We start from the raw sequence: 26009 nt of genomic DNA, 5'->3' as shown, positions 1-26009 counted from the left end.
AAATCATGAAAGCGGATGTATTGGCGCTCGAGGTGCGAGGGTTAACGAAGCGTTTTGACCGCCCGGCGGTCGACGCGCTCGATCTCACCATTCGCACCGGCGAGTTCTATGCCCTGCTCGGCCCCAACGGCGCCGGCAAGACCACGACCCTGCGCATGGTCGCCGGCCTGCTCAAGCCCGACGCCGGCTCCGTTTCCATTCTGGGCATCGATGCGCTCGCCGATCCCGTCGCCGCCAAGCAGATCATGGCCTGGGTTTCCGACGAGCCGATGATCTATGACAAGCTGACGCCGCTGGAATATCTCGAATTCGTCGCCGGCCTCTGGGGTGTCGATCCCACGGTTTCCGAAACCTCCGCACACCAGCTTCTGGTGTCGCTCGGACTGGAGCCGCATTTGCACGAGCGCTGCGAGGGATTCTCCAAGGGCATGCGTCAGAAGGTGGCGCTGGCCGGCGCGCTGGTTCACGATCCCCGGCTGATCATCCTGGACGAGCCACTCACCGGCCTCGACGCGCTCTCCGCGCGTCACGTCAAGGGATTGCTGCAGCAGCGGGTGCGCTCCGGCTGCACCGTGATCATGACGACGCATATTCTCGAAGTCGCCGAGCGGATGGCCGACCGGATCGGCGTCATCGCCGCAGGCCGGCTGGTCGCCGAGGGCACGCTTGCCGAGTTGCGCCAGCAGAACGGCCGCGGCGACACCAGCCTCGAAGACATGTTCATCGCGCTCGTCGATGCCGAGGCGGCGGCCGCATGAGTTCGGCCGCGGCGCTCACCTGGTTTGCCCGGCACGAAATCCGGCTGGCCTGGCGCGAATGGCTGGCGATGATCGCCGGCAGGCGGGGAAAACGGAAGCGCGCGATCATCGCGCTGATCGTGTTTGCCGCCGTCATGCACCTTCCGGCCTACGCCGTGATCGGCCGCTTCGCCGATCTGGAGGCCCCGCTCGACAAGCCTGAGCTGATCGTCATCACCGCGACCATCTTCCTCGCCTGGGCGTTGATGCTGTCACAGGCGATCGAATCGGTGACGCGGGTGTTTTACGCCCGCGCCGATCTCGATCTTCTGATGTCGTCACCGGCGAACCTCGCCAACGTGTTCTCGGTACGGATCGCGGCAATCGCACTGTCGGTCATCGGCATGGCGCTGTTACTGTCGACGCCCTTTGTCGATGTTCTCGTGATCGGCGGCGGGGCGCGCTGGCTCGCGGCGTTCGGCGTCGTCATCGCCATCGGGCTTTCGGCCGCAGCCGTTGCGATCGCGATCACGGTCGCGCTGTTCAGGTTGATCGGGCCGAGCCGCACCCGCCTCGTCGCGCAGATCGTGGCCGCCATCATCGGCGCCGGCTTCGTCATCGCGCTCCAGGTCGCCGCCATCCTTTCCTATGGCACATTGTCCCGCTTCGCGGTGCTGACGTCAGATGCGGTTTCCGTCTATGCACCCGATCTCGACAGTCCGCTGTGGTGGCCGGCGCGCGCGGCGATCGGCGACGGCACGGTGCTGTCGTGGCTGATGGCCGGCGGGCTCCTGCTGCTCGGCGCCGTGATGGCGATTTTCTCGCCGCGATTTGCCGATACCGTTGTCCGCGTCGCCGCAACTGCGCGGTCTGTCCGTCGCGGCCCGCACGCGACGGCGTTTCGCGGCGGCTCGCGGCAACAGGCGCTGCGCACCAAGGAATTCTTGCTGCTGCGGCGCGACCCGTGGCTGCTGTCGCAAAGCCTGATGCAATTGCTGTATCTGGTGCCGCCGGCCCTGATGCTGTGGCGAAGTTTTTCGGAAAGCTCGGCCGCGATCGTGCTGATCACGCCCGTGATCGTGATGGCGGCGGGTCAGCTTGCCGGCGGCCTCGCCTGGCTGACGATCTCGGGCGAGGACGCCGCCGACCTGGTCGCGACCGCACCGCTGCCGCCCTCGCGCGTGATCCGCGCCAAGATTGAAGTGGTGCTGATCGCAATCGGCGTCATCTTCGCGCCGCTGATCGCAGCGCTTGCGTTTGCATCAATGACGCAGGCGATCGTCACTGCGATCGGCGTCATCGTCGCCACCATCTCCGCCGCCGCGATCCAGCTCTGGTTTCGCGTGCAAGCCAAACGCAGCCAGTTCCGCCGCCGCCAGACTTCGTCGCGGCTGGCGACCTTCGCGGAAGCCTTCTGCTCGATCGGCTGGGCCGCCACCGCGGCGCTTGCGGTTACGATCCCGATCGCCGCCGTGATCAGCGGCGCGCTCACCGTGGCGATCCTCGCGGCAACGTGGAAGATCAGTCCGCGGCGGAGCTGAACTTCTTAGGCAGCTTTGATATCAGCCTCTGGTTGCGATAAAAGTCTGCTTATCGGAAAAGGCCTTTAAACGTCCGGGGGCAGCAGCAAATGCCAGGTGCGGCGCATCGTCCGTATTTCAAAAGTTCGATCGTGCAGCTTGAGGGTCTGTTTAAGCAGGCTCTGTCAGACTTGGACATTCTTCGAACGCTCGACCGCGAACTTAGCTACCGATCAACGGTCCGGGCCGCGAAGCTTCGGTCGAAAATATCGGACCAACTCACAAGATTGTCGGCTGGACAAGTCGAGGAGGCCGTCGACGAACAGTCCGGCAATGGCTTTGAGGAACCGTCCGCTGCTGCATTGACTGGCGCGCCTGATAAGGCCCGCCCCGAATCGCCCGAGAATTCCCGGCCCGGACAAGACCAGCCCGTAGCCGAGGTCGTCATTGAGCCCGCGGACGACCTCGGCGACCTCCCATCGTTCTCGATGCCCAAAACTGCCAACGAGCCAACAGCAGTTCTCGCAGCATGGATCGCGCTAGAGGCCTTGTCGCCACAAACCTATCGCCGTCCAGATGATCTTGTGGCCGGTGACCGCCGATGCGTCGCCGATCTTACCAAGGGGCGCGTCCCTTGGGAGACGAGAGAAAATTCGCGCCCGAGAAAACGGCTCTATTACCAGATTGTTCTGGGTTCGATACCTATGGGGCGAGCAACCGAGGATCTGGTAAAGGCATTTGGTGATGATGAGGAACGAAACGATCGAGTCCGCGAAAAAGCCGCGATTGGTGCAATCCTCGTAGATAAGAACGGATTGATCGTTGAGGAAAATGGTATCGCCGTTTCAAGTTTTGCCTGGGCGCTTCCGTTAGCCTTAAAGCTCAACCTCGGCTGTCTTGGCGCTTGGCCAACAATCGAAGCGAAGATCATCACGAAACTGGAAAAAATTATTCGCCGCGTCGATCGTGAAGGAAGACCTGTTCCCCTTGACCTGAAGACAATCGAAGAAGCGTATCGCTGGCTTGTCACGCAATTTGACTTGCCCGATCACCTTGTCGAGCCGCCAACTTTCGCTTTGCGCGTCTATCATTACTACAAAGCAAGAAATCCACCCGAAGCCACGCTGCTGAACTCATTCTACCTTGGCGACTTGGCCAGAGGCATAACCCTCGTCAATGAGAATGCGGCTCCGGCCGGCTTGAAGCGCTATTTGGGAATTGATTGGCCAAGGAAAGCTTTCGATCTACTGAACAACCAAGTCGCTCTGGAGCGAGCCGTCGCGCCGGCAATGACTCCCGCTGCGCGATGGCCTTCTCCTGGCGGCCACCCACTGGTGATGTTGCAGCAGGCGGCCGTCAACCTCGCAAGATCAGACCTCACCAACACCGAAGGGCTTATTGCAGTAAACGGACCACCCGGAACTGGTAAGACGACCTTGCTTCGCGACATTGTCGCAGCTTGCGTGCTCGATCGAGCAATGGCTATGACCGCATTCGAAGATCCCGAGAAGGCCTTTACACCATCGGGCCAAAAAATGGCCGCTGGTGAAAAGGCATTCTTCCATCTCTATGCACTGAACCCCAGCCTCAGGGGCCACGAAGTCCTAGTCGCCTCTAGCAACAACAAGGCCGTCGAAAATATTAGTAAGGAGCTTCCAACAACGAAGGCTATCAATCGCACCACGGACGAATTGAGCTATTTCAACTCGATCAGTGATTTAGTGCATGAACTGCGTGAAGCTATTGATAGCGATGACAGCGACGCGATGGCTATTCCGGCTGAGACGTGGGGTCTAATCGCAGCCGTGCTGGGCAACGCGAGAAATAGGGCTGCATTTCAGCAATCATTCTGGTGGCACGACGACCGTGGTTTTCGGATCTATTTGAAGGCCGCGAAGGGCGATTCTGTAGTTCGAGAGCTGGTTGACCCCGATACTGGCAAAATCCGACGAAGAACGCCTGCTGTTGTCCACCTCGAGAAGCCGCCGTCACCATCGGAGGCGAAAGCCAAGTGGAGCAAGGCGCGAACCAAACTTCTCACTTTAAAGCGAGAAGTCGATAACGAACTCAAGGCACTGGAGAATATTCGGCAGCTTTGTCTTCGGCTCCACGACGCTCGCCGCGAGTTAGATAAAACAGAGATTGATGTTAAAACGCTTGTGTCAAAGCTACCGGCACTAGAAGTATCGATCGCCCAAGCGCAAGACCATGTTGTTGGCACCCGCGCCAAGCACAACCAAAGCGTCGCTGACTTGCACCGCCATCGAAAGCTGCGTCCCAACTTCTTCGCACGCATTTTCCGAACCCGAAGCTGGCAGGCATGGTCAAGCGTAAACATACTCTTGATTGATGTTGAACTAGTGGCAGGTCGCCAACTCAACATTGCTGAACAAGCGTCGGAGGAAGCGGCGAAAGCGTTGAAGACCTTCCAGAGGGCAGCTTGGCTGCCGCGCGACAAAACGTGGCTCAACTTTCACAAAGCGTGGAAGCGCAGCGCCGCACGCTCGGAAGCAGACTTGTTGACGAGCAGCTTTTTGCTCTCGGTCATAAGGCTACTAATCTCACGGCCCCATGGATTCCTGATCGCCTACATCAGAAGCGCGAGGATCTCTTCGTTGCGGCCTTAGCTGTACACCGTGCCTTTATCGATGCCTCGGCACAGAAAATTCTTCACAATCTCAATGTGTTGATGGACGTGTTGTCGTCGGGACCAATGCAAGACGAAGCAAAGCGCACGCTCCTCAACGACCTTTGGTCAACGCTTTTCCTCGTCATACCAGTAATTTCCACCACTTTCGCCTCCGTCGATCGCATGCTTGGTGGGCTTCCGGCTGGCAGCATCGGTTGGCTCTTAGTTGACGAGGCGGGCCAAGCATTGCCGCAGGCCGCAGTTGGGTCAATCATGCGGGCGAAGCGATCCATTGTAGTGGGCGACCCCATACAAATCCCGCCGATTGCTACTCTGCCAGAACGGCTAAATCTCGAGATTTGCAGTTTCTTCAAGGTAGACAGATCTGCTTGGGCTGCGCCCGATGCGTCTGCCCAAACGGTCTCCGATCGAGCGTCGCAATTTCAGGCAGAGTTCCGGTCCGAACAGGGGTCGCGAAGGGTGGGAATTCCGTTGCTCGTTCACCGACGATGCCGGGAGCCAATGTTTTGGCGTCTCCAACAGGGTCGCCTATGACGGCCAGATGGTTTACGCGACAGAGCAGCGGAACACGAGCGCTGTTGGAGCTGTTCTCGGATCGTCGAAATGGTTCGATATCGACGGCGAAGCCGATTCAAAATGGTGCCCCGCAGAAGGCCAGCTGGTCATCGCATTACTCAAGAAAATTGCTGCAGCCGGAGTCACCAATCCAGACTTGTTCATCATTAGCCCATTCCGAATCGTTGCCCAGGAGATGCGCCGACTCATGGAGCAGGAGACTGCATTGCTTTCTGCTCTAGAGGTCGATGCTTATGAATGGGGAAACAATCGAGTGGGTACAATTCACACTGTCCAAGGCCGGGAGGCAGACACCGTATTCTTGTTACTGGGCGCCCCCAAGGCGTCGCAAGGTGGAGCACGAAGCTGGGCCGCCGGTACGCCCAATATCCTCAATGTGGCGGTCTCGCGTGCCAAGCAGGACCTTTACGTCGTTGGGTCTCATGGTGCATGGTCAGGTTTGGGTCATTTCAGAGAATTGGCTAGGTCGCTGCAGACTATTCGCATTTGAACTGCGATCTATTGACGAACGCTGCCGGGGTCGATTGTAGAAGTACATCGCAAACGCGAGGCGAAAACATCATGGACACGCTTATCGTTTCGATGGAAGGACACATTTTTCTTAGCGAAGACTTGCTGAAGCACCTTGGCGTTCAGCCCGGCCTGCAGGTCACTATAGAAAAACTTCCCGGTCATCGGATTGCAATCAAAGCCTTTCGACCCAAGGGAAAAACTTCAGACGTTTTTGGTTTCCTGAGCAGGGAGGATAATCCTTCCCTTTCAGTCGACGAAATCAACGAAGCAGCCGCTCTGGGTTGGGCCAGTAAACGCAAACGATAGAACATAGCTTGCTACTGCTTCTCCAGCCCTGCCCGTTCGATCACGTCGCCCCAGCGCTTGATCTCCTTCTCGATGAACGGGATCATCTCCGCCTTCTGCAGCATCATCGGGCGAGTGCCGAATTTTTCGAAATGCGAGCGCACGCGTTCGGACGTCAGCGCCGCATGCGCGGCTTCCGCCAGCCGGTCGACGATGGGCGCGGGCGTTCCCGCCGGCACCATCAGGCCCGACCAGCTCTGGGTCGTCATCTCCTTCATGCCTAGTTCGGCCATCGTTGGCACGTTCGGAAATGCACGCAGGCGTTCCGGCGCGGTGGTCACCAGCACCTTCAACTTGCCGGCTTCAACATGCGGGCCGACGGAAACCGGGTAATCGAACATCACATCGACGCGTCCTGCGATCAGATCGTTCAATGCCGGCGCGCTGCCCTTGTAGGGCACATGCAGCATCTCGATGCCGGCGATCGTCTTGAACAGTTCGGCGACCAGATGCGTCGCAGTGCCGACACCCGCCGAACTGAAGGACACCTTGCCCGGATTTTGTTTGGCATAGGCGATGAACTCCGGCACCGAATTATATGGCGCGCCGGCATAGGCGACGAAGAGATTCGGGCTTTCTCCGACCAGGTGCACCGGCGCAAAACTCGTCAGCGGATCGTAGGACAGGTTCTTGCGCAGCGAGACGTTGGCCGCCATCGTGGCCTGCGTGCCATAGATCATCGTGTAACCGTCGGGCTTGGCGCGCGCCACCTGCTCGATGCCGACCGTTCCGCCCGCCCCGCCGCGATTGTCGATCACGACAGACTGTCCGAGCGTCTTCGACATTTCTTCGGCGACGATGCGCGACGTCGTGTCGGTGATGCCGCCCGGCGCGAACGGCACGACCCAGGTGATCGGACGGTTGGGAAATTCTTCGGCCGGGGCCGGTGCGACAAGAGCGAAGGATGCGAAGACGATCGCAAGCAAGACGTGACGCTTTGCCATGGAATTCCGCCCCGTAAAATTTCGTCCTTCTGAAGAGGACTTGCGCGGCGAAGATGACGGTTTTCGGAACGGCTTGCCATGCGGCAAAGTCGACCTAGGCGCGGATCAGCTTCATCACCGCCGCCGCAAAATCCTCCGGCGCTTCCTGCGGCAGATTGTGCCCGATGCCCGCGAGTACGCGATGTTCGCGGCGGCCGGAGAATTTCGGTGCGCTGGCCGTGCCGTCGGTAGCGGCAATGACGCCATCGCCCGCGCCGTCGAGCGTGATCGATGGCACCGTGATAACAGGCAACGCAGCCAGCCTGCGCTGGATGTCGGCATATTGCGGATCGCCGTCGGCCTGACCGAAGCGGTGACGGTAGCTGTGGATCACGATATCGACATAGTCAGGGTTGTCGTGGGCCACCGCCGTGCGCTCGAAACAGGCATCATCGAACTTCCAGTTCGGCGACCATTGCGCCCACAGGATCTTCGCGATCTCGCGCCGGTTGGCGGCAAGCCCGGCGCGGCCGCGCTCGAGCTGGAAGTAATACTGATACCAGAGCGCCACCTCGCGTTCGGGACGCATCGGCACCATGGCATTGGCGATATCCTGGATCAGATAGGAGTTCACGCTGACGAGCCCGATGCAGCGCTCCGGCCACAGCGCCGCGCCGACGCAGGCCGCGCGGCCACCCCAATCATAGCCCGCGAACACCGCGCGGCGGATGCCGAGCGCGTCCATCAGCGCCATCATATCGGCGCCGACCGCCGCCTGCTCGCCCGAGCGCGGCGTCGCGTCATCGCGAAACCGGGTGGGACCGTAGCCGCGCACATAGGGAGCGATGACGCGGCAGCCTTGCGCGGCCAGTTGCGGCGCGACGTCGATATAGGAATGAATGTCGTAGGGAAAGCCGTGCATCAGCATCACGGCCGGTCCATCGGCGGGACCCGCTTCGTAATACGCGATGCTCAGCGGACCGGCATCGACCTGCCGCAACGGTTCGAGCCGTTTCGACGATGGAGCGCGCGTAGCGGGGGCGTTTTCGGTCACGGCGAACTCCCTGGGTTGAATTTCACCATATGACACGGCTGCCTGCCGATGAAGCAATTCCGGTGCAGAGCTGTGCGCGAATGTCAGCATGACGGCTGCAAAATTCGGCGATACAGTATTCCGCCTTTGCCGCGAGATTGGGTCAAGCCATGTTGCGATCCTCTGCCGTTGCCCTCGCCCTCCTCGGTTCGCTGATCGTCCCGGCGGCCGCCCAACAACAGCCGCTGCGCAGCGAGTGCCTGGCGATGGCAAACGCGCCGCCGCGCGCGACCCCGGTCAGCCTGCACCGCACCGCCGCCAAGGCCGAAGAGGTCGCGATCACCTATGTCGGGCATTCCACCTATTATATCGACACGCCCGGCGGCGTGCGGATCGGAACCGACTTCAACGGCGCCTACCGGACCGGCCGGCTGCCCGATGTCGTCACCATGAATCGCGCGCACTCGACGCACTACACGTTGTTTCCCGATCCGAAGATTCCGCATGTCCTGCACGGCTGGGGCGAGAACGGACAGGCGGCGCATGTCTCGACGCGCGTCGGCGACGTCTATATCCGCAACGTGCCGACCGACATCCGCCGCTATTATGGCGAGGGCTCCGGCGCAATGCTCAAGGACGGCAACTCGATCTTCATCTTCGAGGTCGCCGGCCTGTGCATCGGCCATCTCGGGCATCTCCACCACAAGCTCGACGAGACGCATTTCGCGGCGATCGGCCGGCTCGATATCGTGATGGTGCCGATCGACGGCACCTATACGATGTCGCTCGACGGCGTCTCCGACATCACCCGGCGCCTGCGCTCCTCGATCGTGCTGCCGATGCACCGCTTCGCCACCCCGCTCGACGAGTTCATGCGTCTGATCGGCCAGCAATTCACGATCGATCAGCGGAGCGAGCGAACGCTGAAGATTTCGCGGGAAACGCTGCCGGGCACGCCGACGGTGATTATTCTGGAAGGGGTGTGAAACGTAGGTGCGAAAGCCTGCCGCCGTCATCGCGAGCCACCGGGTCGGGCGAATGCCCGCCCGATGACAGGCTCCGCGAAGCAATCCATAGTGCAACAAGCGGAGAGATGGATTGCTTCGTCGCTTCGCTCCTCGCAATGGCCAGCAGAACAAACAACAACAATCAGGGAGAGAAACTCATGGCGAGCACTGCACCCGCCGCTAAAAGCGGGCTTTTTGCCGATCCGCGCGAAGACTGGCTGGCGCAGCACACCGAGGAGATTATTGATCCCGCCCGTCCGATCGTCGATCCGCATCACCATCTCTGGGATCGCGGCGGCCTGCGCTACATGATCGAGGAGATGGCCGCCGACATCGCCCCCGGCCACAACGTCATCGCAACCGTCTATGTCGATTGCCGCTCGATGTACCGCGCGCGCGGGCCCGAAGCGTTTCGCCCGGTCGGCGAGGTCGAATTCGCCAATGGCGTAGCTGCCATGGCGGCGAGCGGCGGCTACGGCAAGGCTGCGATCTGCGCCGGCATCGTCAGCCACGTCAATCTCCTGCTCGGCGAAGGCGCGAAAGCCGTGCTCGAAGCCGAGATCGCGGCCGGCAACGGCCGCTTCCGCGGCATCCGGCACTCTTCGGCCTGGGATGCCGATCCCAACGTGGCCGGGATGTATGCGACGCGGCCGCAGGGGCTGTTGCTCGATACCACCTTCCGCAAGGGCTTTGCCTGCCTTGCGCCGCTGGGCCTGAGCTTCGACGCCTGGCTGTTTCATCCGCAGATCGGCGAACTCACCGATCTCGCCCGCGCCTTTCCCGACACAAAAATCGTGCTGGATCATTGCGGCGGCCCGGCCGGCATCGGCCGCTTTGCCGGGCGGCGCGAGGAGGTCTTTCCGGGATGGAAAGCCTCGATCCAGGAAATCGCGCGATGCCCGAACGTGGTGGTCAAGCTCGGCGGGCTCGCGATGTGCCTGCTTGGGTATGATTTTCATCTGCGGCCGAAGCCGCCCTCATCCGAGGAAGCCGCCGCCGCGTGGCGGCCCTATATCGAAACCTGCATCGAGGCCTTTGGGCCCGATCGATGCATGTTCGAAAGCAACTTCCCGCCGGACAAAGGCCAGTGCAGCTATCAGGTGATCTTCAACGCCTTCAAGCGACTGGCCGCGCAGTACAGCGAAGCCGAAAAGACCGCGCTGTTCTCGAAGACGGCGACGGGCTTCTACAGGCTCAAGCTGGACTGATTACGCCCATTCACCCTTGCGCATGACCGGGACGCGGCGTCCGTCGGCGTGGACGCCGTCGATGTCGGTCTCGGCCGTGCCGATCATCCAGTCGATATGGATGAGGCTCTTGTTGCCGCCCTGGGCCGCGATCTGTTCCGGCGTCAGCTTGTCGCCATTAACGAAGCACTTCGAGTAGCATTGTCCGAGCGCGATGTGCGAGGCGGCGTTCTCGTCGAACAGCGTGTTGAAGAACAACAGCCCGCTCCTGGAGATCGGCGAGGAATGCGGCACCAGCGCCACTTCGCCGAGGCGCGCCGCGCCCTCGTCGGTGTCGAGCACCTTCTTCAGCACCTCCTCGCCGCGCGAAGCCTTCGCCTCGACGATGCGGCCTTCCTCGAACTTCACCTGGATGTTGTCGATCAGCGTGCCCTGATAGGACAGCGGCTTCGACGAGACCACATGGCCGCTCACGCGCCGGCAATGCGGCGTGGTGAAAACTTCCTCGGTCGGGATGTTGGCGTTGCAGGTGATGCCGTTCTTCGCCGTCGAGGCGCCGCCTTCCCACTCATGGCCGTCAGCGAGCCCGATCGTCAGGTCAGTGCCGGGACCGGAATATTTCAGCGCATGAAAGCGTTGGCCGTTCAGCCATTCGGTCCGCTCGCGCAGCACCGCGTTGTGTTTCTCCCAGGCCGCGACGGCACCGTCCTGATCGACGCGGGACGCCGCAAAGATCGCGTCCGCCAGTTTTGCAACCGCGACATCCTCCGGGACATCGGGGAAAACCTGCTTCGCCCAGGACGGGCTGGGATATGCGATGATGTTCCAGTTGGTGTCGAAATTGACGATCTTCTCCAGCGCCGGCTGATAGGCGATCGAATTGGCCTTGCTGGCGCGCGCCACCTTCACCGGATCCTCGCCCGACAGCAGCATCGGATTGTCGCCAACGATGGCCAGCCGCGCGGTATTGGCGGTGAATGCCTTCGCCATGCCCTCATAAAGCCAGTTGGCGGCACGATCGAAGCTTGCGTCATGGCCATGGCGATAGCGCGACAGCGTGATCGCCTCATCCGCCAGGAACGGCGTCACGATACCCGCGCCGGCCTTGTAGGCATGTTCGGCAATCCGGCGCACCAGCGGCAGCGCGACCGAGGGCGCGGTCACCAGCAGGTCTTGTCCCGGCCGTAACTGCAAGCCGACCTTGATCGCGACTTCGGCGAGGCGGTCGAGTTTTACTGGATCGATCGGGGCGGAAACGTTGCGCTGAACTGCAGTCATGATTCTTTCGGCCAATGCTGAAGGACTGTTAAGGCTTCGCCGCCTTCCGCCGTGATCACACCATCAGGCCAAGGCGAGCGAAGCGCCTGACAACAGCCATAGCACAAGTATGGTCCGGCGAAACCCGATCTCGGTGATGTTCCGGAATGCAACAATGCCGAGCAGGGAACCGCTTCAGGCAGCGCGCCTATGTCACAAGCCACGCACCGTCAGCACGATGGTGTCGGCGCCCGCTTTCCGGTCGACCGATATCTCCCGATACTCCGGCGAATTCTGGAATTCCCTGGCCGCGGCGTCATCGGGAAATTCCATGATCACGACCTTGTCGCGCGGCCATTCGCCTTCCAGCACGACGGGGTGCGCATCCACCACCAGCAGCTTACCCCTGAACTTCCTGAACACGCCCATGAAGCGCGATTGATAGCGGTCGTAGAGTTCGCGGCGGGTGAATTTCAACTGGGCGATGGTGTAGACGCTCATGATGGATCCTCATCTGCGTGGCAGGTGAGCGTCGGCGCTTTCAGCTGATGTCGCTCCGGTCAGCCCCGAAATTTCTTCTTTTTCTTCTTTCCGAATACGGGCTTCGCAGAAGCTCCATTCTCATGCCGCGGCTTTCCCGCGTGCGCGTGCTCGCCTCGATCCCGCCTTTTGGTATCGTAATGCGCCTTCTTGTCAAACGCCGGCTTGTCAGAGATCTTGTTTTTGCCGCGCGGCTTTGGCGCCCTTTCCTTCTCGCGTACTTCCTCGTTGGGGGCGCCACTTGTGAGCGCCTCGATGCGAATGCTGTCTTCCTTGTCGGGGCGGCGGATGCGCGCGGCGAAGCGGCGGGCGACACGCGCGGAAATTTCGAATTCGGTGACGGTGTCGAGAATGCGGATGGTACCGATGTCTTCCTTCTTGATGCTGCCGCGACGGCACAGCATCGGCAGCAGCCAGCGCGCTTCGGCGTTCTTGCGCCGTCCGATCGCGGCGGTGAACCAGACGCTGTCCTCCGTCATGCGATGGCGCACCGAAGCTTTGCCAGGCTTCGATCCGCGCTCGGCTTCGCGATCCGCCCGTTCACGGGCGCGCTCCGCACGGGATTTGACCCGATCCTCGCCGGAATCGACGATGTCCTCGGGCGACGGCAGGCGTGCGCGATAGAGCCGCGCCAGCGCCGTGGCGATCTGTTCCGGCGACCGTTCGGCGAGCAGGGCTTGCGCGAGCGCCTGGTCCTCAGGCGTTATCTCGCCTGCGAACACATCGTCGCGCAGCAGCCGCTCCTGATCGAGCTTTCGGATCTCATCGGGCTGCGGCGCCACGCCCCAGGCCGCGTCGATGCCGGCCAGCTTGAGCAGCATGTCGGCGCGACGGCGCCGGGCCGAGGACACCAGGAGAATGCTGACGCCCTTGCGCCCTGCCCGCCCGGTGCGGCCGGAGCGATGCTGCATGACTTCGGGATCGTTGGGCAGGTCGGCGTGGATGACGAGATCGAGGTTCGGCAAATCGATGCCGCGCGCGGCGACATCGGTCGCGACGCAAACCCGGGCGCGGCCGTCACGCAGCGCCTGCAGCGCCAGCGTCCGCTCGTTCTGGGTCAGTTCGCCCGACAGCGCCACCACCGAAAAACCGCGCTCCAGCAGCGTCGCCTGCAGATGCCGCACGGCCTCGCGCGTGTTGCAGAACACCAGCGTGCCCGGCGATTCGAAGTAGCGCAGAATATTGACGACGGCATGCTCGACATCGCCGGCCGCGATCCGGACCGCGCGGTACTCGATATCGGCGTGTCCACCCTCCTCGCCCGCGACTTCGACGCGAAAGGCGTCCTGCTGATAGTCCTTCGCCAGCGCGACGATGCCGGGCGGCAAGGTCGCCGAGAACAACAGCGTGCGGAGGTCCTCCGGCGTGGCCTGCAGGATGAATTCCATGTCCTCGCGGAAACCGAGATCGAGCATCTCGTCGGCCTCGTCGAGCACGATGGCCTTCAACTCGGAAACGTCGAGACGGCCGCGCCGCAGATGGTCGCAGAGCCGCCCCGGCGTGCCGACCACGATATGTGCGCCTACCGCCAGTTCGCGCTGCTCGCGGCGCGGGTCCATGCCGCCGACGCAGGAAACCACGCGGGCACCCGCGTGCTGATAAAGCCAGGCGAGTTCGCGATGCACCTGAAGCGCCAGCTCGCGGGTCGGCGCAACGATCAGCGCCAGCGGCGCCGCGGCCTGCCCGAACCGCTCGGCGCCTTCCAGCAGGTTGCTCGCGACCGCCAGGCCATAGGCGACGGTCTTGCCCGACCCGGTCTGCGCCGAAACCAGCAGGTCGCGGCCATCGGCATCATCAGCCAGCACCGCCGTCTGCACCGGCGTCAGGCGGTCGAAATTGCGTTCCGCCAGGGCTCGGGCGAGCGGCGGACAGGTAGGTAGAAAAGTCACGAGATGTCAGACCTTGCTTGGCGTTGTCAGCCGGGAAATATGAAATGGATGCCTCGAACCGAAACGACTTAAAGCTGCGCATTGACGACGCGCAGCCGCACGGCCTGACGGATTTGAATGAGGTGGGGATGCTTTAGGCGAAATCGACCCCAGACGCCATCCATTCTTTGCAGGTCAGCCGATCACTTCTAGGCTATGGTTTCAGGGGATTTCACCGGGGGGCCGTGCACCGTGACTGCGTTCAAGACGATTCGCGCCCGCGCCGAGAAGCGCAAGGGCGGGCCGAAGGCGCTGGCCAAGCTGCTGCCGGCCAAGCCCGATCCGAAGGCGCTCGCCAGGCTCGGCGACGACCGGATTTTGGCTGAAATGGCCAAGCGGGTGTTCTGCGCGGGCTTCGCCTGGAGCGTGATCGAGAACAAATGGCCTGGCTTCGAAAAGGCGTTTCTCGGCTTCAAGCCCGGGCCGCTGTCGCTGAAGCCGGACGAGTTCTGGGACGATCTGATGAAGGACACGCGTATCGTCCGCAACGGCGCCAAGATCATGTCGGTGCGCGCCAATGCAAGCTTCGTCCGGGACATCGCCAGGGAGCACGGCAGTTTCGGCAAGTTCCTCGCCAACTGGCCGTCCTCCGACGAGGCCGGGCTGCTGGAACTGCTGGCCAAGCGCGGCAGCCGGCTTGGCGGCAATACCGGGCAGATGATGCTGCGCTTTCTCGGTTGGGACGGGTTTGTCACTTCCCGCGATGTCGTGCTCTGCCTGCGCGATGCCGGGCTCGACATCGCGGAGACCGTGACTTCCAAGCGCGATCTCGCCAAGGTGCAGGCGCAGTTCAATGCGTGGGCGAAGGAGAGCGGTCTTCCCTACGTGCACATCTCGCGGATTTGCGCGCTGTCGATCGGAGAGAATTACGCCGCGGAAAAACTTGAAAGCATGATGGGCGGTGATGAATGATCCGCCTTCGCTCTTCGAGCTACGGCGCGACAGGCCATCAGATCACGAAAAACCCATGTGTGGCGTCACGGCGGAGCTGGTCGACGAGACCGTATTCCCAGTCGAGATAGGCCTGCATCGCGCTCTCTTTGACGTCAGTGCCCTCATAGGGGCGGCGATAGCGGTGTGACGGATCGGGCTTTGGGATAACCAGCGGCGGACCTACTTCCAGCGCGGCGGCATCGTAACCGCCTTCGAGCACGTAAACTTCCCAGCCCATCTGCGCGAGCCAGGATGCGGTCATGTCGGCGCGGACGCTTCTGTCGTCCGTCAGCACGATGCGTGCGCCGCGCACTGGCGCTGCCATGTCCACCTCCTGCACCAACTGTCCGCCGGCGTAGTGGCGAAAGCCTGCGAGGTGGCCGGCGGTGTATTCCTCCTCCGAACGCACGTCGAAGCGATACAGCGTGCGATCGGCCTGCGCCTGCAGCGTCGTCATTTCCACAAGGCCGATGTGCCGAACACCGGCGCGATAGGCGACGTCGCGCGCGTTGGTCTCGCCGCCTGCAATGGCGCCGATCTCGCCGCGGCGGCCGGAGCCATGCTCGAGATTCTGCTTTGCCAGCGTCCAGCCGATCGTTCCGTTGCGCAACGCCACCACTTTGTTCGTGACGCCGGCATTGATCAGCGACTGGGTGCCGATGATCGAGCGGGTGCGGCCGGCGCAATTGACGATGATGGTAGTCTCAGGATCGGGCGCGGCGCGGCCGGCGCGCAGCACCAGTTCCGCGCCAGGCACGCTGATGGAACCGGGGATGTTCATGGTCGCATATTCATCGAACCGGCGGACGTCGAGAATTTGGATGTTGGCCCCGCCTGCGATCAGCGCGCCGACTTCCTCGGCGGCCAGCGACGGCGTGTGGCGGCGCGACTCGACCAGTTCGCCAAAGGCCTTGGCGTAGGAATTGACGTCCTCGAACACCTCATAGCCCGCCGACTTCCAGCCCTGCAGCCCGCCATCAAGCTGGCGGACATTGGAATAGCCCAGTGCGGCCAACCGTTCCGCGGCCTGCGGCACGAGGCCCTCGCCGGCGTCGTAGAGCACGATCGGCACGTCCTTGCGCGGCAGCCGCGCCTCGGCTTCGAGCGCGATCCGGTCGGCTGCCATGTTGGCGGCAAACAGGGGATGGCCGGTGGCGAAGGTGGCTTCGTGCCTGACGTCGAGCAGCGCGATTTCCTGGCGCAGCAGCAGCGCGGTGCGGACTTGCGAGGGCGTGACTGAGGGTACGGTCATGGACGGGATTTCCGAAAACGGCATATGATCGCTGGCATCATGGGCATGCTGAGCGGGCGATGGATCTCAAACAATTGCGGACATTCCGGGCCGTAGCCGAACTCGGAAGCTTGAGCAAGGCCGCCGACCGGCTACGTGCCGCGCAGCCGGCGCTGAGCCGGCATATCAAGCTGCTCGAGCATGAACTGCGGGTCGAGCTGTTCGTGCGCAACGGCCGCGGCATGCTGCTCACCAGCGCCGGCCGGATGCTGCTCGACCGCACCACAGGCCTGATCCGCCAGATCGAGCAGGTCAGCGACGACCTCAAATCGGCCAATGGCAACCCGTCGGGCCGCGTCATCCTCGGCATGGTGCCGACGGTCAGCGCGGTGCTGTCCGGACGGTTTGCCCGCCGTGTCCTCAACGAATTTCCCGACGTCTCGCTGCGCATCGTCGAGAGCTATGGCGGGCATCTGGTCGAATGGCTGCACCGCGGCGAAATGGATCTCGCGATCATTTATGGCCCCGCCGTCGATCTGCATCTCCAGGTCCAGTCGATCGGCCGCGAGGACATCGTCGCCGTGGGGCCGCCGGGGTCGGGTTTGAACAAGCGCAAGCAGATCGATCTGAAATGGCTGGTGAAGCAGAAGCTGATTTTGCCGAGCATCTCGCATGGCCTGCGGGCGCTGCTGGAGAAGGCGCTGGCCCGCGAAAAGCTGAAACTCGATGCGATGATCGAGGTGGACTCCTACCGCGCGCAGATCAGCCTGATGGAGGAAGGCCTCGGCTATACGCTGCTGCCGCCTTCCGCCATACGCACTGAAGTGGCGGCAAAGCGCCTGGAGATGGCTGCCGTCAGTCCCTCGGTGTCGCGCGAACTGATCCTGGCTTCGCCGATCGCGCATCCGCCGTCGATTGCGACAACGACGATCGCGACGCTGATCGTATCCGAGATTCAGCAGCTTTCGAAGGAAGGGCGCTGGAAGATCAACATGACGGCGTAGCCGGCTGCGCACTCTCTCTCCGTCATGGCCGGGCATAGTAGTCTGCCTTGCGCAGACTACGTACACTTGTCTGCGCTCCCGGCCATCCACGTCTTTCTTTGCTATGCTGCAAAGACGTGGATGCCCGGCACAAGGCCGGGCATGACGACGTCATCATGAGTAATACTTCAATTAAACAGCGCCTCGTCTCCCAGCACCGATTGCCGGAAGCGCGTCGTCAGGATGACGCCGTCGGCTGGCGGCATCACGAACACCAGCGCCTCGGGATTGATCTTGATCTGCGCGAAGGCCGTTCCCCTGCCCTCATGTGCGAGGTCGCGCAATTCAGTGACTTCGGCCATCGTGCGGACGATGCGCGAGGTGCGGATGCCGCAGGCGGTGGCGATGGCGGCGAGGTCGACGCCGGAAGCCGTCGGGGTCTTCTGCATGCCGGTCTCGCCGAAGCGCTCATTGTCGAGCACGGCGACCGTGAGATTCTTCGGCGCTTCGACGCCGATGGTGGCGAGCGAGCCGACATTCATCAGCATCTCGCCGTCCCCGGTGATGACGAGCACCTTGCGCCTCGGCTGCGCCAGCGCCAGCCCGAGCCCGATCATGGAGGCGCCGCCCATCGCGCCCCAGAGCGGGAAATTGTTGGGATGATCGCCGGCAGCCGAGACGTCCCAGTTCGGCGCGCCGAGGCCGGCGATGACGAGGAGATCGGCGCGGTCGCGCAGCAATTCGTTGACGACGTCGCGGCGATGCAGAAGCGCGTTCGGATTGCTCATTTGCGGGCCAGCTCCTTGAAATTCTTGGCGCCGAGCACGCGCTGTCCGATCAGGACCGCGACCGGCTTCCAGGTGTTGAAGGCGAGGTTCGCCGCGCCCTGCACGGCGGAAGCGACGAGATGCGGCTCATCGACCTTGTTCACGATCACGCCCATGGCCTCCAGCGAAGGACGCGTGCCCTGCCCCATCGGGATCTGCCATGGATTGAACTCGCCCCAATCACCGCGCATGGTGACGATCATCAATAGCGGCATGTGGCAGATGACCGGCAGCGACAGCATGTTGATGCAATTGCCGACGCCGCTCGACTGCAGCAGCAAGACGCCGCGCTCGCCGCCGAGCCACGCGCCCGCCAGCATCGCCACGCCCTCTTCCTCCGTTGTCAGCGTGACGACGCGGGTTTCCGGATCGGCCTCGAACGAGCGGATCAGGCGGCTATGGCCGGCGTCCGGCACCATGGCGACCTGACGGATGCCGGCGTCCTTCAGCACGCGGTAGATCTCGTCCGGCCAGGTCGGGAGCGCCGGCGCCGCCTCGCTTCGTGATTTCGCTGCTTCCGCCATCGGGCTCAATTTCCTCTGCGATTCCCGGTTGATTTGGCGCGAGAATAGATCGCGGTGGGGGTTCGAGGAATTTGAATGTGGACATGGCTTCTATCGCAAAATTGAAAGGCTGGGTGGGGCAGGCCTGTAGGGTGGGCAAAGCGAAGCGTGCCCACCATCGCGAAGCTCGCACGGTGATAGATGGTGGGCACGTCGCTAATGCTCCTTTGCCCACCCTACGCACTATGCATGCATCGTTACTTCGGCTTGGAATCCGGCGGGCAATCCGGAGATACCTTCAGCGGCTTGCCGCCGCTCTGCACGGTCGGTGCCGCCGAGTTCGCCCCGCCGGCATCCGGCAGCACTGCGCTCTTGCCGACGGTCACCGAATTCGAGGTCTTCTCCTCGCCGCTTCCCGATGTCGCAGCCGGTGATGTCGTGCAGGCCGTCTTATCGGTCGATCCTGCCGTGGTCTGGGCGGACGCCGCATTCACTCCAATTGCCGCTACGAGAATCGCTGCCGCGACGCGGATCATTTTCGTCTCCAATGGCTGAAAAATAGCTTGCTCGGAGCAAAACGTTCTGCTGCAACGAAGGTTCCGGTTAGCCCTGATGCGGCGACGCCAGAGATTAAAACCGGCGCAGGATTTGCTTCGGCGAACCGGCCGGAAAAGGAAAATTTCATGACCATCGACCTGACCCGCCGCACGCTGCTTCACCTCGCCGGCGCCTCGTCGCTGAGCGCGGCCGCCATGGCCGCGGCGCGAGCCGAGGGGAATTCGGCAGGCTCGGGCGGGCCGACCTTCGCCAACCGCACGCCGATGCGGATCGGCATGGTGACGCTGCGCGTGCGCGACCTCGACAAGGTCGCCGACTACTATCGCGATGCGATCGGGCTCACCGTCATGGCGCGCACCGAGACGGGTGCGCAGCTCGGCTCGGGCGGGGTGCCGCTGCTCAATCTGCAGCGGCGCGAGAACGCTGCGCGCGAGGAGCGCAACGCGGCCGGGCTCTATCATACCGCGTTCCTGATGCCGACGCGCAAGGACCTCGGGCGCTGGCTGGTGCATGCGGCGAAGAACAAGATCCCGCTCTCCGGCTTCGCCGATCACCTCGTCAGCGAATCCGTCTATCTCGACGATCCCGAAGGCAACGGCATCGAAGTCTATGCCGACCGCGCGCCGGAACTCTGGAAGTGGGAAGCCGGAACGGTAGCGATGGCAACCAACCAGCTCGACATCGACGGCCTGCTGGCGCTCGCGGGTACGCAGACGACCAACTATGCCAAGGCGCCCGACGGCCTGCGCATCGGCCACATGCATCTGCGCGTCGGCGATCTCGAACAGGCCGACCGTTTCTATGCCGGCACCATCGGCTTCGCGCCAACCCGCAAGCGGACCGGCGCGGCGTTTTTGTCCTCGGGGCGCTATCACCATCACCTCGCGATCAACGTCTGGCAAAGTTCGGGTGCCGGGCCGCGGGATGACGCGACGACGGGGCTTGCCTGGTTCTCGCTGGAGATCGAGGCACAGCAAATTCTCGAGGCCCAGCAGCAGCGCCTGCGGCAGGCGGGCGCCGCAGTCGAGACCATCACCAATGGCATCGAGACATCAGATCCCTGGGGCACCAGGGTGCGGCTGATCAAGGTTTGACAGCGCGACGAACGAATGAGCGCGGCGTCCCATGCGCTGGGGCCAAAGCTGCGCCGAAAGGATGAAGTTAAATGAACTTGCCGATGAGCTGGGACGAATGGGCCGCGCATGACGGCGTTGCGCTGGCTACGCGCGTTGCGAAGGGCGAACTGACCGCCGCCGAACTGGCGGCGCAGGCGGCCGCCGGCATTGCCAAGGTCGACCCCGCACTATCCGGCGTCGTCGAATTGTTCGAGGACGCGATCGCCGATCCCGCGACCGACGGCACCGCGCTCGACGGGCCGTTTGCCGGGCTGCCGTTCCTGATGAAGGATCTGGGACCGACGCTGAAGGGCCGGCTGCAGGAAATGGGCTCGCTCTATATGCGCGGCAATCGCGCCACGGCCGATACGTTCATGACCAGGAAGATGCGCGGGGCCGGGCTCAACCTGATCGGGCGCACGACGACGCCGGAGTTCGGCGTCTGCAGTTCGGCTGACAATCCCGCCGTCTACGTCACGCGCAATCCCTGGAATACCGACTACACCACCTGCGGATCGTCAGCCGGCAGCGCCGCGATGGTCGCGGCGGGCGCGGTGCCGATCGCGCATGCGACCGACGGCGGCGGATCGATCCGGATTCCTGCCGGCGTCAACGGCAATATCGGGCTGAAGGTCTCGCGCGGCGTGTTCTCGCTGTCGCCACTATTGTCCGATCTCAGCGGGCTGGTTTCGATTCAGGGCTGCCAGTCGCGCTCGGTGCGCGACACCGCGGCCTTCGTCGATGCCTGCCGCGGCCCGGCGCCGGGCGAGTTCATGCCGTTCTGGAGTCCGCCCGAGCCCTATACGCGGATGATCGCGCGCGATCCGGGCCGGCTGAAGATCGCACTGTCGTACAAATGGGGTGACTACCAGGCGACACCGCATATCGCGGCCGAGCTGCAAAAGGCCGGGCGTTTCCTCGAAGGCCTCGGCCATCACGTCGACTACGCCCTGCCCGAGCTGGACTACAGCGAAGCCTTTGCGGCGCAGACCACCTGCTACATCAGCAATTTCGCCGTGGTCATCTCCAACATGCTGGCGGCGCGCGGGCTGGAGCGGCCGCCGGAAGACCTGATCGAACCCATCAATGTCAGGATCTGGGAGCACGGCCGGCACACGAGCTATGCCGACCGCGCCCGCATGCAGGCGGTGTTCAATACGACATCGCGCGCGTTCGGCGCGTTCTTCGAGGACTGGGACATCATCCTGACGCCGATCACCGCGCTGCCGACGCCGAAGGTCGGCACCACGGAGTACCTGACCACCAGCGACAACCCCGATGTGCTCGACTGGTTCGGCAATCTCTGGCGCAATTTTGCCTTTACCCCGCTCGCCAATCTCTGCGGCATCCCCGCGATCTCGCTGCCGCTCGCCACCCACGAACACGGCCTGCCGCTCGGCATCCAGGCCATTGCCAAGCAGGCCAATGACGGGCTGTTGTTGCAGCTCGCGGCGCAGATCGAGCGGGCGATCGAGGGGAAATGGAATGCGGGCGAGAGGCCCGGCGTGCATGTGACGAAGGGTTGATCTCAACCGTCATTGCGAGCCAACGGGTCGGCGCGAAGCGCCGCCCGATGATAGGCCCAGACATAAAATCGCGAAAACAACCCCATGCAAAGTAGAATGGGCCCCCGGCTCGCAGCACTCACACCGCTTTCGCCCGAGGCACGAGATGATCCGTCGTCACGGCCCGACCTAATCTGATCCTACTCTAGGATCTTCGTGCGACTGAGCCCTCCGCGACTTCCCCTCCTCTATCAAGGAGAGCGTCGCGGGCTTCCTTCAGGCGCTTCAAGCTCGCCATGTTGGTCTCGCGTCTTTCCTCCAGACGCGCGAGATAGGACAATTCGGCCATGACCTGGGCGAGGTTCAGGACGTCGTCCATGCTGTTCGGACCTTGCTCTGCGGGCTGATCGGCTTCTTCAAGGGCGGGGTCGTAGGCGGGGCACACTGACTTTAGCATCAAAGTTCCAGTCCATTTGTGAAATTTACCACACATAGCGCACGACGCCTTTGCCGGAGTAGCTGCGGGTAACGCTGGAAAACTCGCCTTCGAAAGTGGCGCCGACCGCGAGCCCATTGCGCCATTTCACTTCGGCGGAGGCGGTGGTGAGCGCGGCGTCGCGCGCCTGGGCTGCGCCGTTGATCACGAAGCTTGCGCCGGGCAGCGTCTGGAACGTCGCAGCGATGGCGCGGTCGGGATTGAAATCGTGCGCCCATGCGGCTCGGCCGCGCAGCGTGCGGATCGCGCCATTGGCGACGGAAAAATTGGTACCGCCGCCGGCCAGCGCAAAGCCGGCTAGCGTATGTGCTGAGAACCAGTAATCGGCCCCGGCGGCGGTCCCAAACAGACGGCTCGTCGCGCCGTTCGATCCAAGTGCCGGTATCGCAGTCCCCATTCGGCACGACTCCCCACGTCAACCCTGACCATTCCATGTCATTTCGGCTCGGCAAGGTCCTGAAACTGCGGCTGAGACATTCTGAAATTTTTCTGATATTCGGCACACCTGTGCGTTTGGGCACATTTTTGGGGTCGATCCCCGCGCTAAATGGGGTCCGTTGCCGGTTGGAGGGGACGGTGCTGCGCTTTTCTGGTTTTGAGCTCGATCCAGAGCGCGCCGAACTGCGCCGACCCGATGGCGGGACGATCAAGCTTCGGCCCAAGACGCTGGAGATACTGCGGCTGCTCGTCGAGAATGCCGGCCGCACCCTGAGCAAGCAACAATTGATGGAGGCGGTCTGGCCGAACGTGCATGTCGGCGAAGACAGCCTGTTCCAGTGCATCCGCGAGATCCGCACCGCGCTCGGCGACGACAAGCGGCAGGTGGTCCGGGTAATCTCGGGACGCGGTTACCTTTTCCAGGCCGAGGTAACAGACACGGCGGCCCCTGCCCCGCGGGCGACGCCACCACTGCCCCGCCCCCGCAAACCGAGGCGAACCGCGAACCGGTCGGGCGCCGGTTCGCTGTCAGCCTGCGAAGCAGCGCCGCGCTCGCGGCTGCAGCCGTGCTCGTCATCCTGGGAGCGGCGCTCACGCTTGTGACGGTGCGTCCCGGACTGATCTTTGCGCGCGGGGCCACGACCATCGCCGTCATGCCGATGACGGACGCGGGCAACGATCCGCTCGTCGCCCAGATGGCCGCTGAGGTCAGCGGACGGCTGACCGACGGGCTGGCGAAGATCGAAAACATCCGCGTGCGGGCTCCGGAAACAGGCGCAGCGAAGGCCGACTTCGTGGTGAAGGGCGAACTGCAAAAGAGCGAGCAGGCCTGGACGATACGGACGCGCATGACCGAGGCGGCAACCGGCGAGGTCAAGTGGACCGCGTCCTATTCGGTCGACCTGACGGATACGGATCTGCCGATGCAGCAGTCCCGGCTCGCGGCGGGCGTCGGTCACGCCTTGGCGCTGCGCGTCAACGAATTGTTGAATGCCGACGCGTCATCGGCCGCGAAGAGCAAGGTCGTGATCGAACAGGCGACCGCCCATATCAAGCAGACTTCGCCGGAACGTTTTCAGGCGGCGCAGGCCATGCTGGAGAAGGCGCTCGCGGAAGACCCCGACAATGTCGAGATTCAGGTCGCGCTTGCAGCATTGCTGATGCGCGGCGTGCAGATGGTGTGGCTGAGCGGACCCGAGCGCGAGGCAGCGGAGATCAAGGCTGAGGCAATGCTGCAGCAGACGCTGCGCGCCAAGCCGAACTACATCCCGGCGCACGAAGCCTATTGCCGCTTCCTCAACGCGACCAACCAGTTCCGCGCGAGTCTCGTGGCTTGCGCGAAAGCCCTGAGCTTCGATCCGTGGAACGGGATCGCGCTGTATCATGTCGGCCTTGCGCAGATTCAAACCGGACGCTTCGAGGACGCGTTGGCGACGTTCATGCAGGCGGAGCGCTTCGACACGCCGCAGGTGTCGCGCTGGACCTGGAAGATCGGCGCGGGCTGGGCCAACATGCTGATGGGCCGCGCCGAGGACGCGGTGCCGTGGCTTTTGAAGTCGATCGCAATCACGTCCGCGAGCGGCCGCACGCATATGCTGCTGGCGGCGGCCTATCAGCAGTTGGGCAAGACCGAGGAAGCCAGAGCGGCGATGGAAAAGGGCATGGAATTGCGGCCCGGCTCGACCTATCACAACGTCCCGACGCCCAAGAAGAATTCCAGCCCGGTCTACATCGAAGCTACCGAACGCATCATGCAGTTGATGCTCGCGGCCGGCCTGCCCGCGAGTTGAGCCCGGCCGGCGCGGCTACAGCGCCGGATGCCGGCGGTGCCAGTCCGTCGTGCGCTGGAACGCGATGCCGGCGCGGATCAGCGTCGCCTCGCCGAGATCGGCGGCCACCATCTGGAAGGCAATCGGCAAGCCATCGGTGCTGAACCCGCCTGGCAGGGTCAGCGTCGGCTGGCCCGTCATATTGAAGGGCGCGGTGTAGGCCTGGAGCCTCGCGATCAGTTCCGGCTGTAGCCCCATCGTCCCCATGGTCTTCAGCGACAGCGGCGCGAACGGATGCGCCTGCACGAGCAGCAGGTCGATCTTTCCGAACAGAGCGCGCATGCGGCCGCGGAAAGCCATCCGCCGTAACAACACGTCCTGATAGTCGAGGCCGGACAGAGCGCGTCCGGTATCGAGAACCATGCGCATCACCGGACCGTACTCCGCCCGGCGCGAAGGATAAGTCGCCTTGTGCGCGACCGCGGCTTCCACCGCGCAATTGGGCGCCCAATCGGCCACGGCCTGGGTAACGTCAGGCACCTGCACTTCCACGAATTCGGCGCCCAGCGCGGACAGCACGCGCTCCGCATCATCGAGAACCGCAAGCACCTGCGGATCGACGTCGCTGCGGCCCCAGTCGCGATCGACGCCGATCCTGAGACCATCGACACTCGGCTTCGCCATCGCCGCGACATTCGTCACCGGCGCCTGCAAAGCGGTGGGATCGGCCGGGTCAGCACCGGCGACGGCGGTCAGAAGCGCGGCGGCATCCGCGACGCTGCGCGCCATCGGTCCGACATGATCGAGACTCGGTGCGAGATCGAACATACCGTGGCGGCTCACCCGCCCCCATGTCGGCTTGATGCCGGTCAGGCCGTTGGCCGCCGACGGCCAGCGGATCGAGCCGCCGGTGTCGGAGGCGAGTGCGCCGAAGCAAAGCCCGGCCGCCACCGCCACGCCCGGCCCGCTTGAAGAGATGCCCGGCCAATAGTCGGCGTTCCAGGGATTGCGGGGCGGCGCGATCTCAGGGTGATGATCGGAATAGGCGCCCTCCGTCATCTGCAGCTTGCCGAGCAGCACGGCGCCGGCTTCGCGAAGGCGCCGCACGGCAGTAGCGTCCTCGCTTGGCCTGAAGCGCTTGTTAATCGTCGTTCCCGCCGCGGTCGGCACGTCGCAGGTCCAGAACAAGTCCTTTACAGCGAGCGGCACCCCGTGCAGCGGGCCGCGATAACGACCGGCGACGATGTCGGCTTCCGCCATCTGTGCCTCGGCCATCGCGCGCTCGGCCGTGACGACAGCGTAACTGGCGAGCGTGCCGTCCAGCGCTGCGATCCGGTCGAGTTGCTGACGGGTCGCCTCGACAGGCGATATCTCGCGCCTCCGGATCAACTCCGCCAGGTCAGTCAGCTCCAGGAAATGCAACTGCTCCATGACG

Annotated in this window: 24 protein-coding genes and 2 pseudogenes; 14 read left to right on the top strand and 12 right to left on the bottom strand. The window is 63.2% G+C overall.

The window, feature by feature from the left end:
• Nucleotides 1–5: 5 nt before the first annotated feature.
• The 6 genes and pseudogenes from LMTR21_RS03075 (at nucleotide 6) to LMTR21_RS03060 (ending at nucleotide 6302) form a co-directional block, all read left to right on the top strand.
• Entirely contained in the window at nucleotides 6–758 is a 753-nt protein-coding gene (locus LMTR21_RS03075; RefSeq protein ID WP_065751440.1) for an ABC transporter ATP-binding protein, read from the top strand.
• Nucleotides 755–2278: a permease gene (locus tag LMTR21_RS03070; RefSeq protein WP_065751410.1), complete on the top strand. Its 1524-nt coding sequence runs from the start codon at nucleotides 755–757 to the stop codon at nucleotides 2276–2278. Before LMTR21_RS03075 ends, LMTR21_RS03070 begins: the two co-directional genes overlap by 4 nt.
• Nucleotides 2279–2367: 89 nt before the next feature.
• Nucleotides 2368–4884 carry a DEAD/DEAH box helicase family protein gene (locus LMTR21_RS40520; protein ID WP_210250554.1) on the top strand — a complete coding sequence of 839 codons (2517 nt, stop codon included), beginning with the start codon at nucleotides 2368–2370 and terminating at the stop codon, nucleotides 4882–4884.
• A gap of 62 nt (nucleotides 4885–4946) precedes the next feature.
• Nucleotides 4947–5153 (top strand): annotated as a pseudogene (locus tag LMTR21_RS41720) (hypothetical protein); the annotation flags it as partial.
• Between the two features lie 136 nt (nucleotides 5154–5289).
• Nucleotides 5290–5973 carry a DEAD/DEAH box helicase gene (locus tag LMTR21_RS40510; protein WP_246175061.1) on the top strand — a complete coding sequence of 228 codons (684 nt, stop codon included), beginning with the start codon at nucleotides 5290–5292 and terminating at the stop codon, nucleotides 5971–5973.
• Nucleotides 5974–6044: 71 nt separating this feature from the next.
• The gene (locus LMTR21_RS03060; RefSeq protein ID WP_065751411.1) at nucleotides 6045–6302 is read left to right on the top strand and encodes a transcriptional regulator; all 258 of its coding nucleotides are present in this window, start codon (nucleotides 6045–6047) and stop codon (nucleotides 6300–6302) included.
• 11 nt (nucleotides 6303–6313) lie between these two features.
• On the opposite strand, the gene LMTR21_RS03055 is transcribed toward LMTR21_RS03060, so the two are convergent.
• Together LMTR21_RS03055 and LMTR21_RS03050 are read right to left on the bottom strand one after the other, a co-directional pair.
• Nucleotides 6314–7285, bottom strand: coding sequence for a Bug family tripartite tricarboxylate transporter substrate binding protein (locus tag LMTR21_RS03055; RefSeq protein WP_065751412.1), 972 nt, complete (start codon nucleotides 7283–7285; stop codon nucleotides 6314–6316).
• 94 nt (nucleotides 7286–7379) lie between these two features.
• Nucleotides 7380–8408: an alpha/beta fold hydrolase gene (locus LMTR21_RS03050; protein ID WP_084030470.1), complete on the bottom strand. Its 1029-nt coding sequence runs from the start codon at nucleotides 8406–8408 to the stop codon at nucleotides 7380–7382.
• 59 nt (nucleotides 8409–8467) lie between these two features.
• Between LMTR21_RS03050 and LMTR21_RS03045 the strand changes: the two genes are divergently transcribed.
• Nucleotides 8468–9283, top strand: a complete 816-nt coding sequence (locus tag LMTR21_RS03045) for an MBL fold metallo-hydrolase (RefSeq protein ID WP_065751413.1) — start codon at nucleotides 8468–8470, stop codon at nucleotides 9281–9283.
• Nucleotides 9284–9462: 179 nt separating this feature from the next.
• On the top strand, nucleotides 9463–10512 hold the full coding sequence (locus tag LMTR21_RS03040) for an amidohydrolase family protein (RefSeq protein WP_246175058.1): 1050 nt from the start codon (nucleotides 9463–9465) through the stop codon (nucleotides 10510–10512).
• Here LMTR21_RS03040 and LMTR21_RS03035 read toward each other — a convergent pair whose 3' ends face one another.
• From LMTR21_RS03035 to LMTR21_RS03025, 3 genes are all read right to left on the bottom strand, one after another.
• Nucleotides 10513–11769, bottom strand: coding sequence for an aminopeptidase (locus tag LMTR21_RS03035; protein ID WP_065751414.1), 1257 nt, complete (start codon nucleotides 11767–11769; stop codon nucleotides 10513–10515).
• A 192-nt stretch (nucleotides 11770–11961) separates the two neighbouring features.
• Nucleotides 11962–12249 carry a DUF1330 domain-containing protein gene (locus tag LMTR21_RS03030; protein WP_065751415.1) on the bottom strand — a complete coding sequence of 96 codons (288 nt, stop codon included), beginning with the start codon at nucleotides 12247–12249 and terminating at the stop codon, nucleotides 11962–11964.
• A gap of 59 nt (nucleotides 12250–12308) precedes the next feature.
• A complete protein-coding gene (locus tag LMTR21_RS03025; RefSeq protein ID WP_065751416.1) occupies nucleotides 12309–14177 on the bottom strand; it encodes a DEAD/DEAH box helicase in 1869 nt (622 codons plus the stop codon).
• Nucleotides 14178–14408: 231 nt separating this feature from the next.
• Here LMTR21_RS03025 and LMTR21_RS03020 point away from each other — a divergent pair, with 231 nt between their 5' ends.
• Nucleotides 14409–15128 carry a DNA-3-methyladenine glycosylase I gene (locus tag LMTR21_RS03020; protein ID WP_065751417.1) on the top strand — a complete coding sequence of 240 codons (720 nt, stop codon included), beginning with the start codon at nucleotides 14409–14411 and terminating at the stop codon, nucleotides 15126–15128.
• A gap of 37 nt (nucleotides 15129–15165) precedes the next feature.
• Here LMTR21_RS03020 and LMTR21_RS03015 read toward each other — a convergent pair whose 3' ends face one another.
• Nucleotides 15166–16401 (bottom strand): rhodanese-like domain-containing protein, encoded by a 1236-nt coding sequence (locus LMTR21_RS03015; protein WP_065751443.1) that lies wholly within the window; start codon nucleotides 16399–16401, stop codon nucleotides 15166–15168.
• Nucleotides 16402–16460: 59 nt separating this feature from the next.
• On the opposite strand from LMTR21_RS03015, the gene LMTR21_RS03010 reads away from it, so the two are divergent.
• A complete protein-coding gene (locus LMTR21_RS03010) occupies nucleotides 16461–17384 on the top strand; it encodes a LysR family transcriptional regulator (RefSeq protein ID WP_065751418.1) in 924 nt (307 codons plus the stop codon).
• A gap of 167 nt (nucleotides 17385–17551) precedes the next feature.
• Here the strand turns inward: LMTR21_RS03010 and LMTR21_RS03005 are convergent, their stop codons facing one another.
• The 3 genes from LMTR21_RS03005 to LMTR21_RS02995 all read right to left on the bottom strand — a co-directional run bounded on the left by LMTR21_RS03005 (nucleotide 17552) and on the right by LMTR21_RS02995 (nucleotide 19229).
• Entirely contained in the window at nucleotides 17552–18151 is a 600-nt protein-coding gene (locus tag LMTR21_RS03005) for a thiamine pyrophosphate-dependent enzyme (RefSeq protein ID WP_065751419.1), read from the bottom strand.
• Complete coding sequence (locus LMTR21_RS03000) at nucleotides 18148–18714, bottom strand: thiamine pyrophosphate-binding protein (protein WP_057860690.1); 567 nt, start codon at nucleotides 18712–18714, stop codon at nucleotides 18148–18150. Before LMTR21_RS03000 ends, LMTR21_RS03005 begins: the two co-directional genes overlap by 4 nt.
• A gap of 236 nt (nucleotides 18715–18950) precedes the next feature.
• Entirely contained in the window at nucleotides 18951–19229 is a 279-nt protein-coding gene (locus LMTR21_RS02995; protein ID WP_084030471.1) for a hypothetical protein, read from the bottom strand.
• 147 nt (nucleotides 19230–19376) lie between these two features.
• Here LMTR21_RS02995 and LMTR21_RS02990 point away from each other — a divergent pair, with 147 nt between their 5' ends.
• The gene (locus LMTR21_RS02990) at nucleotides 19377–20345 is read left to right on the top strand and encodes a VOC family protein (protein ID WP_065751421.1); all 969 of its coding nucleotides are present in this window, start codon (nucleotides 19377–19379) and stop codon (nucleotides 20343–20345) included.
• Nucleotides 20346–20416: 71 nt separating this feature from the next.
• Nucleotides 20417–21892, top strand: a complete 1476-nt coding sequence (locus LMTR21_RS02985) for an amidase (protein ID WP_065751422.1) — start codon at nucleotides 20417–20419, stop codon at nucleotides 21890–21892.
• Nucleotides 21893–22076: 184 nt separating this feature from the next.
• On the opposite strand, the gene LMTR21_RS02980 is transcribed toward LMTR21_RS02985, so the two are convergent.
• Together LMTR21_RS02980 and LMTR21_RS02975 are read right to left on the bottom strand one after the other, a co-directional pair.
• The gene (locus LMTR21_RS02980; RefSeq protein WP_065751423.1) at nucleotides 22077–22328 is read right to left on the bottom strand and encodes a hypothetical protein; all 252 of its coding nucleotides are present in this window, start codon (nucleotides 22326–22328) and stop codon (nucleotides 22077–22079) included.
• A 25-nt stretch (nucleotides 22329–22353) separates the two neighbouring features.
• Nucleotides 22354–22614: pseudogene (locus LMTR21_RS02975) on the bottom strand (autotransporter outer membrane beta-barrel domain-containing protein); the annotation flags it as partial.
• 185 nt (nucleotides 22615–22799) lie between these two features.
• On the opposite strand from LMTR21_RS02975, the gene LMTR21_RS40650 reads away from it, so the two are divergent.
• Both LMTR21_RS40650 and LMTR21_RS02970 read left to right on the top strand, forming a co-directional pair.
• Nucleotides 22800–23408, top strand: a complete 609-nt coding sequence (locus LMTR21_RS40650) for a winged helix-turn-helix domain-containing protein (protein WP_246175055.1) — start codon at nucleotides 22800–22802, stop codon at nucleotides 23406–23408.
• Nucleotides 23372–24595, top strand: a complete 1224-nt coding sequence (locus LMTR21_RS02970) for a tetratricopeptide repeat protein (protein WP_246175047.1) — start codon at nucleotides 23372–23374, stop codon at nucleotides 24593–24595. Before LMTR21_RS40650 ends, LMTR21_RS02970 begins: the two co-directional genes overlap by 37 nt.
• Nucleotides 24596–24610: 15 nt before the next feature.
• Here the strand turns inward: LMTR21_RS02970 and LMTR21_RS02965 are convergent, their stop codons facing one another.
• Nucleotides 24611–26005, bottom strand: a complete 1395-nt coding sequence (locus LMTR21_RS02965) for an amidase (protein WP_065751425.1) — start codon at nucleotides 26003–26005, stop codon at nucleotides 24611–24613.
• Between the last annotated feature and the right edge of the window lie 4 nt (nucleotides 26006–26009).

Origin of the sequence: Bradyrhizobium paxllaeri, from assembly GCF_001693515.2 — a bacterium.
Classification (GTDB): domain Bacteria; phylum Pseudomonadota; class Alphaproteobacteria; order Rhizobiales; family Xanthobacteraceae; genus Bradyrhizobium; species Bradyrhizobium paxllaeri.
This window is presented reverse-complemented; position numbering and strand designations above follow the sequence as displayed.